The sequence below is a fragment of the Fulvivirga lutimaris genome, from assembly GCF_009711525.1.
GTDB classification, from domain to species: Bacteria; Bacteroidota; Bacteroidia; order Cytophagales; family Cyclobacteriaceae; genus Fulvivirga; species Fulvivirga lutimaris.
Genome location: NZ_SMLV01000273.1, coordinates 1 through 9799, shown reverse-complemented (window position 1 = coordinate 9799; position 9799 = coordinate 1). Strand labels below are relative to the sequence as shown.

9 protein-coding genes are annotated in these 9799 nt (G+C 40.7%); 6 read left to right on the top strand and 3 right to left on the bottom strand.

From position 1 onward, the window contains the following. Positions 1-65: 65 nt before the first annotated feature. The 6 genes from E1140_RS04315 (at position 66) to ilvA (ending at position 7383) form a co-directional block, all read left to right on the top strand. A complete protein-coding gene (locus E1140_RS04315; RefSeq protein ID WP_155179415.1) occupies positions 66-956 on the top strand; it encodes a branched-chain amino acid transaminase in 891 nt (296 codons plus the stop codon). Positions 957-959: 3 nt separating this feature from the next. Then, positions 960-2639 carry a dihydroxy-acid dehydratase gene (gene ilvD, locus E1140_RS04310; protein WP_155179413.1) on the top strand — a complete coding sequence of 560 codons (1680 nt, stop codon included), beginning with the start codon at positions 960-962 and terminating at the stop codon, positions 2637-2639. 1 nt (position 2640) lies between these two features. After that, complete coding sequence (gene ilvB / locus E1140_RS04305; protein WP_155179411.1) at positions 2641-4353, top strand: biosynthetic-type acetolactate synthase large subunit; 1713 nt, start codon at positions 2641-2643, stop codon at positions 4351-4353. A gap of 27 nt (positions 4354-4380) precedes the next feature. Then, positions 4381-4929, top strand: a complete 549-nt coding sequence (gene ilvN, locus E1140_RS04300) for an acetolactate synthase small subunit (protein ID WP_185153421.1) — start codon at positions 4381-4383, stop codon at positions 4927-4929. A gap of 55 nt (positions 4930-4984) precedes the next feature. Continuing rightward, entirely contained in the window at positions 4985-6031 is a 1047-nt protein-coding gene (gene ilvC, locus E1140_RS04295; RefSeq protein WP_155179409.1) for a ketol-acid reductoisomerase, read from the top strand. An 89-nt stretch (positions 6032-6120) separates the two neighbouring features. Then, positions 6121-7383: a threonine ammonia-lyase gene (ilvA, locus tag E1140_RS04290; protein ID WP_155179406.1), complete on the top strand. Its 1263-nt coding sequence runs from the start codon at positions 6121-6123 to the stop codon at positions 7381-7383. A gap of 116 nt (positions 7384-7499) precedes the next feature. Here ilvA and E1140_RS04285 read toward each other — a convergent pair whose 3' ends face one another. The 3 genes from E1140_RS04285 to E1140_RS04275 are packed head-to-tail and all read right to left on the bottom strand — an operon-like array spanning position 7500 to position 9780. Then, positions 7500-8843 carry a GntP family permease gene (locus E1140_RS04285; protein ID WP_155179404.1) on the bottom strand — a complete coding sequence of 448 codons (1344 nt, stop codon included), beginning with the start codon at positions 8841-8843 and terminating at the stop codon, positions 7500-7502. Then, positions 8836-9318, bottom strand: coding sequence for a gluconokinase (locus E1140_RS04280; protein WP_155179402.1), 483 nt, complete (start codon positions 9316-9318; stop codon positions 8836-8838). The genes E1140_RS04285 and E1140_RS04280 overlap by 8 nt, the downstream gene beginning before the upstream one ends. Positions 9319-9327: 9 nt before the next feature. Then, positions 9328-9780: a VOC family protein gene (locus E1140_RS04275; protein WP_155179400.1), complete on the bottom strand. Its 453-nt coding sequence runs from the start codon at positions 9778-9780 to the stop codon at positions 9328-9330. Positions 9781-9799 lie beyond the last annotated feature (19 nt).

Here is a 9799-nt window from a genome sequence, read left to right as displayed (position 1 = left end):
CCCCCAAGGATGGCGCTTTTTTTATGTGAAAAAATTAAAAATAGGCATTTATAAATAACGCAATTATGTATTACAACAATGACACCACGGTATTCCTAGATGGGAAATGGATCAAGGCCAAGGACGCCTCATCCGGTATGTATAACCAGACCATGCATTATGGTAATGGTGTCTTTGAAGGTATAAGAGCTTATCAAAGTACTGAGGGTTCAAACATCTTTAAAGCAAAAGAACATTTTGAAAGGCTGATCTATTCAGCAAAGAAAATGCACATCAAACTTCCATACTCTGTGGAAGAGCTAATACAAATTGCTTATACCCTGCTAGACAAAAATGAGCTGGTCGATGCCTATATCAGACCATTAGTCTACGCTGGAGACAGCATGTCTTTGATGCCCTCTAATGACTCGCATGTATTTATGGCCGCTTGGAAATGGGAAAAATATTTAGGCGATAAGCCTTTAAATGTTATGCTTTCTTCATTTCAACGGCCTAACCCAAAGTCTTGTCATGTAGAAGCTAAAGTTGTTGGGCATTACACCAACTCAATACTTGCTACACAAGAAGCTAAAGAACTTGGCTATGATGAAGCGCTATTGTTAGACATGCACGGCAATGTGGCTGAAGGACCGGGAGCAAATTTCTTCTATGAGAAGGATGATGTATTATATACTCCTCCTGCAGGAAATATCCTTCCTGGCATCACCAGAGCTACCATTATAGAATTAGCCAAAGAGTTGGATATCACAGTTGTTGAGAAACACTTTACTATCGATGATGTGTACAAAGCTGACAATGCATTCTTTGTAGGCACGGCAGTAGAGGTGGCTCCAATTGCTTCTATCAATGGTGAGAAATTTAAAGGCGCATGGGAAGATTCAGCAGGCCACAATATCTATTTGATGTACCGCCAAAAAGTAAGATACAATCATTACCAGGGCCTTACTATCGTTTAATTCATGACTAAAATATTAAATAAATATAGCCAGCAGGTAACTCAGGATCCATCTCAGCCGGCAGCGCAAGCTATGCTTCATGCTATAGGTCTGAGTAATGAAGATTTGAAAAAACCACAGGTTGGTATAGCTAGCACAGGTTTCGAAGGAAATCCTTGCAATATGCATCTGAATGATCTGGCTGCAGAAGTTAAAAAAGCTACGAATCAGGAAAACCTGATCGGGTTAATTTTTAATACCATTGGCGTGAGCGATGGCATCTCAATGGGAACTCCTGGTATGCGCTACAGCCTTCCTTCAAGGGATATCATTGCAGATTCTATGGAGACGGTCGTGAATGCGCAAGCCTATGATAGTCTTATAGCCGTTGTGGGCTGTGATAAAAATATGCCCGGTGCGATGATTGCCATGGGGAGAATCAACAGGCCTTCCCTCGTAATCTATGGCGGTACCATTAAGCCAGGATGTTTTAAAGATAAAAAACTTGATGTTGTTTCTGCATTTGAGGCCTTAGGTCAAAAGATAGCAGGCTCTATCAGTCAGGAAGATTTTGATGGTGTGGTAATGAATGCCTGCCCGGGACCTGGTGCTTGTGGTGGAATGTACACTGCCAACACTATGGCATCAGCTATTGAAGCTATGGGAATGAGCTTGCCTTATTCATCTTCAAATCCGGCAACCGGAGAAGAAAAAAACCAAGAATGTATTGATGCTGGAAAAGCCGTTGCCAGACTTTTAGAGATGGATCTTAAACCAAGAGATATTGTCACTAAAGCATCTTTTGAAAATGCCATCCGACTAATTACAGTTCTTGGCGGGTCTACCAATGCAGTACTTCATCTTTTGGCCATTGCCAAATCATTTGAAATTGACCTTACGCTTAATGATTTTGCTCGAATAAGTGCTGAAACTCCTTATTTGGCAGATTTGAAACCAAGCGGAAAATACTTAATGGAAGACCTCCACTTGGTTGGTGGTATTCCAGGTGTGATGAAAATGATGTTAGAAGAAGGTCTGCTTGATGGTAGCTGCATGACAGTAACAGGAAAAACCATTGCGGAAAACCTCGCTGAACTACCTCCGCTCCATGAGGCACAAGAGATCATTCAACCGAAAGATCAGCCTATAAAATCAAGTGGACATTTAAGGATACTAATGGGTAATCTGGCTCCAGAAGGTGCAGTTGCCAAAATCACAGGAAAAGAAGGAGAGTTATTTGAAGGGCCAGCAAAAGTATTTGATAGCGAATTTGAAGCCAATGATGGCATATCAGCAGGTCAGGTTAAAGCTGGTGACGTTGTTGTCATCAGGTACGAAGGCCCTAAAGGTGGACCCGGAATGCCCGAAATGCTAAAACCTACTGCCGCTATAATGGGTGCTGGTCTGGGTAAAGAAGTAGCATTGATCACAGATGGCAGATTCTCTGGAGGGACCCACGGATTTGTGGTAGGCCACATTACTCCTGAAGCACAGGATGGCGGACCATTAGCACTTGTTGAGAATGGGGATATGATAAGAATTGATGCCAGTGCAAATACTATTGAATTACTGATTAATGCTGCTGAATTCGATAAACGCAAAGCGGCATGGCAACCAAGACCACTAAAAAAACAAAGTGGTGCACTTTATAAATACGCAAAATTTGTGTCATCAGCATCCGAGGGGTGTGTAACAGATTTATAATATGGAAGCAATAACTAAAGAAGATAAAAAAGTTATTACTGGAGCGGAAGCTACCATTTTATCGCTACTTGCTGAAGGCACTGATATGGTCTTTGGGTATCCAGGTGGAGCCATTATGCCTATTTATGATGCCCTTTATGGCTATCAAAAAGAACTAAGACATATATTGACACGCCATGAGCAAGGTGCAATCCATGCTGCTCAGGGCTTTGCAAGAATTTCAGGAAGACCGGGAGTTGTATTTGCTACGTCAGGGCCTGGAGCGACCAACCTTATTACTGGTTTGGCGGATGCCAAAATTGACAGCACTCCTTTGGTTTGTATCACAGGTCAAGTGGCTTCCTCACTGCTAGGAACAGACGCTTTTCAGGAAACAGATATCATTAGCCTTTCTATGCAGGCAACCAAATGGAATATCCAAATCACCAAAGCTGAAGATATACCACAGGCCATTGCGAAGGCATTTTATATCGCGACCTCAGGAAGACCTGGTCCTGTATTGATTGATATAACCAAGGACGCGCAATTTGCTTCGCTGAATTACGAATACAGAAAATGCACGGGTTTTAGAAGTTATAATCCTAAGCCAGCAATTGATACAGAGAAAGTTAAGGCTGCGGCCGAATTAATCAATAAAGCTAAAAAGCCTTATGTCCTCTTTGGACAAGGTGTAATACTAGCCCATGCAGAGAAAGAGTTGGCTAATTTTGTTGAGAAAACAGGAATTCCAGCTGCATGGACATTATTAGGCTTATCTGCCTTACCTACAGACCATCCTCTAAATGTTGGAATGTTGGGCATGCATGGTAATTACGGCCCTAATAAATTGACCAATGAATGTGATGTTCTCATAGCTGTTGGTATGCGCTTCGATGACCGGGTTACTGGCGACTTGAATCGATATGCCAAACAGGCTAAGGTTATTCACCTGGAAATTGATCCGGCAGAAATTGATAAAAATGTACAAACCAATGTAGCGATACTTGGTGATGCAAAGGCATCTTTAAAACTTTTAATTGAGCATTGCCATGCCAATGAGCATACTGAATGGCTTGAAGAGTTTGAAAAACTATCGGCTATTGAGTATGATAAAGTCATTGCCTCTGAGCTAAACCCAAGTAAGCTCGGATTGACCATGGGCGAGGTGATTAGGAGAGCAAATGAGCACACTAATGGAGATGCAGTAGTTGTAACCGATGTTGGTCAGCATCAAATGGTGGCCTGCCGATATGCCAAATTCAATAAATCGAAAAGTAACATCACTTCAGGTGGATTAGGAACGATGGGCTTCTGCCTGCCAGCGGCACTTGGTGCTAAATTGGCTGCACCTGAAAGAGAAGTTATTGCAGTAATTGGTGATGGCGGCTTTCAAATGACCATCCAGGAATTAGGAACCATATTTCAAACGAGAGCAGCAGTTAAGATCATCATTCTTAATAATGAATTTTTAGGCATGGTAAGGCAATGGCAACAGCTCTTCTTTGACAAGAGATATTCATCAACCGAGCTTGTGAATCCTGATTTTGTGGCCATTGCCAAAGGGTTTGGTATTGAAGCATCATCAGTAAGCGAGCGTGATGGGCTCGATAATGCTATGAAGCAAATGTTTGATCATGACGGCCCCTACTTACTTGAGGTAATGGTGGAGAAAGAGGACAATGTTTTCCCAATGGTACCATCAGGTGCTTCAGTAGAAGACATAAGGTTAGAATAAATCAAATACGACTTTAAAGAAATTAACGTGAAGCAGATATTCACCATAGTAATATTTACAGAAAATAAGATTGGTCTGGTTAACAGAATCACTTCTTTATTTACACAGCGGCATATCAATATTGAAAGTATTACCGCATCAGAATCTGAATACTCAGGCATTCATAGATTCACTATAGTAATTGAGGAATCTCATGACCTAACGGTTAAGGTGGTCAAACAAATTGAAAAGCAAGTAGAGGTGCTTAAGGCGTTTTGCTTTACTGATCAGGAAACTGTGTATAGTGAAATCGCTTTATACAAAATCCAATTGACTCCGGACACAGACAAAGAGGCTTTGATGGAGATGGTAAGGAAAAATGATGCTTTTGTGAAAGAGCTGGTTGGTGATTTCATCATCATTGAAAAAACTGGTAAAAAACAGGAAACTCATGCTTTGTTTGAAGCCTTGTCTCCTTTCGGAATACAAGGATTTGTAAGATCCGGTCGAGTTTCGCTTAGCAAGACTTACAGCACTTTTTCCAAACATCTGCAAGATCTGGAGGCGCACTCAAAGGACACTATTATTATTAGCTGACAGCTACACTAATTAAAAATAAAAACTAGAAACATATTTAACTAAAGACAGAAAAATGGCAAAAATCAATTTTGGAGGCGTTACTGAAGATGTAGTAACAAGAGAAGAATTTCCATTAGAAAAAGCTCGTGAAGTACTAAAAGAAGAAACTATTGCAGTTCTTGGCTATGGCGTACAAGGTCCAGGACAGGCACTCAATCTTAAAGATAATGGCTTCAATGTTATTATTGGACAGCGTAAAAACTCTAAAAGTTGGGATAAAGCTGTAAGTGATGGCTGGGTACCTGGCGAGACATTATTTGAGCTTGAAGAAGCTTGTGAAAAGGGTACCATCATCCAATTCTTACTGTCTGACGCTGGACAAATTTCCTTCTGGCCAACAGTAAAAAAACACCTTACAAAAGGTAAAGCATTATATTTCTCTCATGGTTTTGGAATTACCTATAAAGAAAGAACTGGCATCGTTCCTCCAGATGATGTTGATGTTATTTTGGTAGCTCCTAAAGGATCTGGAACATCATTAAGAAGAATGTTCTTGCAAGGTAGAGGTTTAAACTCTAGTTATGCCATCTTCCAGGATGCTACAGGCAGAGCTAAAGAAAGAGTTACTGCTTTGGGAATAGGTGTAGGATCAGGATATTTATTTGAAACCAACTTCAAAAAAGAAGTTTATAGTGACCTAACTGGTGAGCGTGGCACTTTAATGGGCGCTATTCAGGGAATTTTTGCGGCACAATATGAAGTTTTGAGAGCTAATGGACACTCCCCTTCTGAAGCATTTAATGAGACCGTTGAAGAGCTCACGCAGTCTTTGATGCCATTAGTGGCTGAAAACGGAATGGACTGGATGTACGCCAACTGCTCAACTACTGCCCAAAGAGGTGCATTAGACTGGTGGAAGAAATTTAAAGACGCTACAAAACCAGTATTCGAAGACCTTTACAGCGAAGTGGCCGCTGGTAATGAAGCGCAAAAATCTATCGACTCAAACAGCAAAGAAGACTACCGCGTAAAACTTGAGGCTGAGCTTACAGAACTGAGAGAATCAGAAATGTGGAGAGCTGGTAGTGCGGTTAGAAAATTGAGACCAGAGAATGAGTAATGAGACAAGAGTAGTCGGTATTTAGACTTTAGATGTCTATGCGACAACATCTTAATACTGACTACTAATTACTAACTACATATTTAAAAATGAACAACACAAGCACTACATTGATAGACGTTGAACAGATAAAGGTGGCAGCGGAGAATTTGAAAGAGGTTATTGTACATACTCCCCTGCTGCCTAACCCTGTTCTTTCTGAACGCTATGGAGCTAATATTTCTCTAAAAAGAGAAGATCTTCAGGTGGTCCGTTCCTATAAAATTCGTGGTGCTTATCATAAAATTCAAAGTCTTTCTGAAGAAGCGCTTAAAAATGGGGTAGTCTGTGCCAGCGCTGGAAACCATGCCCAGGGAGTAGCTTTAGCTTGTTTTAAGAAGCAGATTTTTGGTACTATTTATATGCCTGCACCAACACCAAGTCAGAAGGTGAATCAGGTAAAAATGTTTGGAAAATCTTTTGTTAAAGTAGTGCTGGTAGGTGACACATTTGATGATGCCTTTGCAGAAGCCATAAAATTCTCAGAAAGTAAGAATGCCGCTTTTATTCCTCCTTTTGATGATATTAAGATAATCGAAGGGCAAGGTACTGTAGGTAAAGAAATATTAGATGACAGCGAAGCGCCTATAGATTATTTGATCCTGCCAATAGGTGGTGGTGGACTGGCTTCAGGTGTTTCAAGTTATTTTAAGACCTTATCACCAAACACCAAAATAATAGGAGTTGAACCTGCTGGAGCTCCTGCCATGAAAGCCTCCATTGATAAAGGCGAACTTGTTGTACTCGACAAGATCGACAAGTTTGTTGATGGTGCAGCAGTTAAAAAAGTAGGCGATTTAACTTTTCAGATATGTAAAGAGCTGCTGGATGATGTCATTACAGTGCCTGAAGGTCAGGTTTGTGGTGAAATATTGAGCCTGTATAACGAGCAAGCTATTGTAGTTGAGCCAGCCGGAGCATTATCCATAGCCGCCCTTAATGTTCTCAAAGACGAAATCAAAGGTAAAAATGTGGTATGTGTTGTAAGTGGCAGTAATAATGATATTACCCGTACAGCTGAAATCAAAGAGCGCTCAATGCTGTTCGAAGGTTTGAAACACTATTTCATTGTCAATTTCCCACAGCGAGCTGGGGCATTGCGTGAATTCTTAACGGATGTACTTGGGCCAAATGATGACATTGCCTTGTTCGAATATTCTAAGAAAAACAGTCGGGAAAAAGGTCCTGCACTCATTGGTATTGAACTAGAAAACCGGGAAGATTTGCAGCCATTGATGGCGCGCATGGAAAATAAAAAATTCCGCTTTGAATATGTTAATGATCAGCCTGAGCTGTTTCATTATTTGATTTAAAGACAAACACACTACTAACCTCCCTCAAGCGAGGAATAACTGAATCTTAGGAAGAAAATGTCCCATAGAGGGGACCACAGGGGTATCAAAACACATTTGTTTTTTTACTAACAATTTTAAAGTGCTGCTGAAAGCACCAGCACTGCGGCAAAACCTACCAGAGAAATTATCAACGTCATCATAGTCCAGCTTCTAAAAGTCTGCTTCTCGGTCATGCCTAAATAGTTGCTCACCAACCAAAAACCGCTGTCATTAACATGTGATAAAGTAGATGCTCCGCAAGCAATGGCAATAACAATTAAGGCCTTATCAATTTCAGCAGCGCCTGAAGCTAGCAAAGGACTTATAAGCCCGGCCGCAGTTATCATAGCTACTGTTGATGACCCTTGCAGCACCCTAACTAAAGCCGCAGCAATAAAAGCAAAGAATATCACTGGCAGTCCAGAAGCGGCTACGTAATTAGCCAGCATCTCCCCTGCTCCGGTGTCTACAAGCATTTGTTTGAATACTCCGCCAGCACCGGTAAGTAAAATTATAATACCTGCTGGCTCCATCGACTTGCCACTAATTTTCAGCAAAGTCTCCTTTGTTAAGCCTCTTTTTATTCCTAAAAAATACCAAGCCAGTAAGTTGGCTATAATTAATGCACTAAAAGGGTGGCCTATCATTTCTATCCAGCTCTTTACACCTTCTGAAATGGAACCATCACCAACCAAGGAGCTATTTAGCAATGTATTAGCAACAATCAACAAAATAGGCACTATAATGATCGTGATGATCATGCCAACAGGAGGAAATGTAGTTTCAATATTTTCATTACTCACTTCCTTTGGGGCATCAAGAGGAATCTTTTTAGCTATGTATTTGGCAAATATTGGCCCACCTACAATAGCCGCTGGTATTCCTGCCAGGAATCCCATCATGATGACCCAACCTAAATTAGCCCCCAAAATATCAGCTACGGCAACGGGTCCAGGGGTTGGTGGAATAAAAGCATGAGTAATCGCTAAACCTGTAAGCAATGGCAAAGCATATAACAATAAAGACTTTTTAGTCTTGCGCTGAAGCGCATAGACCATTGGAATAAGAATAATAAAAGCTACATCAAAGAATACAGGAATGGCCACCACAAATCCGGTGATCATCATAGCCCAGGATGCACGTTGCTCTCCAAATTTGGCGAGCAAGAATTTGGCCAGTGCCTCTGCTCCGCCTGATTGTTCTAATATCGCCCCGAAAATAGCTCCCAGACCAACGACCATGGCCACAAACCCAAGTGTACCACCCATCCCATTTTGCATGGTTTTTATTATGGATAGCGGTTCCACACCAGCGATTACTCCTACCAAAATACTGGCAATCAGCAGTGCTAAAAAGGCATGAATTCTAAAGAAAAGGATAAGAACCAGTATTGCGGCTATGCCTGAAAAGACAGCCAGGAGCAAAGTATAATCAATCATTAGCTTTATTTATATTCTTAATTACTGTAGCTACTATTTCACCAATTGAAAGTGTTATATCCACATTAATAGCTTCTGAAGGTGCTTGCAATGCATCAAACTGTGACTTCAACATATCAGCTTTCATAAAATGACCAGAGCGCTGTTCCATTCTTTGTTTAATAGTTTCATAATCTCCGTTGAGGTAAACCCAACGAACATCATCTGAAGCCTTATTTAATATTTCTCGATATGTATCTTTTAAAGCTGAGCACGCCAATACGCCATTATTTTCTTTAGAAAGTGCATCAACTATAAGTTCGAGCCATGGGTATCTATCCTCATCTGTCAAAGGAATGCCTGAAGCCATTTTATCCTTATTAGATTGAGGATGAAAATCATCAGCATCAAAAAATGGAAACTTCAGTTTCTCAGCCAGCGCTTTTCCGATAGTAGATTTACCACTACCACTAACCCCCATGACTATGATAATCATTAAAAGAAATTACTTGCTTGGATATTTGGCATCATTTAGTTCAATCCAGTTTCCATCAGGATCCTGAATATAAACCTGCCTTACACCATCAGGTCGCTTGCTTTGTTTGAAATTCTCACCGGGCCAGTCGGTATAGATTACTCCTTTACTTTCCAGAGAAGCTACAAATGCATCAAAGTTTTGGGTGTTTAAAGAGAAGTGAACCGAACGCGTTTTTATATCAGGCATTTCATCAGTTTTGATCAAGTGCAATTGATCAAAATTGCCCAAGGTAAACCATCTAATCTTGTCTTTGTCCCCTGGTGCTTTTATCTCCTTTAATTGAAGCACGTCTTTATAAAATTCAACACTTTTATCAAGGTCAGTAACTACAAGAGCAGCATGGTCCATCTCAAAATTGAATGTTTGAGCACTAAGACTGCCCGCAAACAACAGAACAGGTATAATTAGTAAATTTTTCATAGTTAAAAATAGTGTTATA

Excerpts from the sequence above, each read along its gene's own strand:
- E1140_RS04315 (WP_155179415.1), top strand. The coding sequence starts at position 66 with ATGTATTACAACAATGACACCACGGTATTCCTAGATGGGAAATGGATC.
- ilvD (WP_155179413.1), top strand. The coding sequence starts at position 960 with ATGACTAAAATATTAAATAAATATAGCCAGCAGGTAACTCAGGATCCA.
- ilvB (WP_155179411.1), top strand. The coding sequence starts at position 2,641 with ATGGAAGCAATAACTAAAGAAGATAAAAAAGTTATTACTGGAGCGGAA.
- ilvC (WP_155179409.1), top strand. The coding sequence starts at position 4,985 with ATGGCAAAAATCAATTTTGGAGGCGTTACTGAAGATGTAGTAACAAGA.
- ilvA (WP_155179406.1), top strand. The coding sequence starts at position 6,121 with ATGAACAACACAAGCACTACATTGATAGACGTTGAACAGATAAAGGTG.
- E1140_RS04285 (WP_155179404.1), bottom strand. The coding sequence starts at position 8,843 with ATGATTGATTATACTTTGCTCCTGGCTGTCTTTTCAGGCATAGCCGCA.
- E1140_RS04280 (WP_155179402.1), bottom strand. The coding sequence starts at position 9,318 with ATGATTATCATAGTCATGGGGGTTAGTGGTAGTGGTAAATCTACTATC.
- E1140_RS04275 (WP_155179400.1), bottom strand. The coding sequence starts at position 9,780 with ATGAAAAATTTACTAATTATACCTGTTCTGTTGTTTGCGGGCAGTCTT.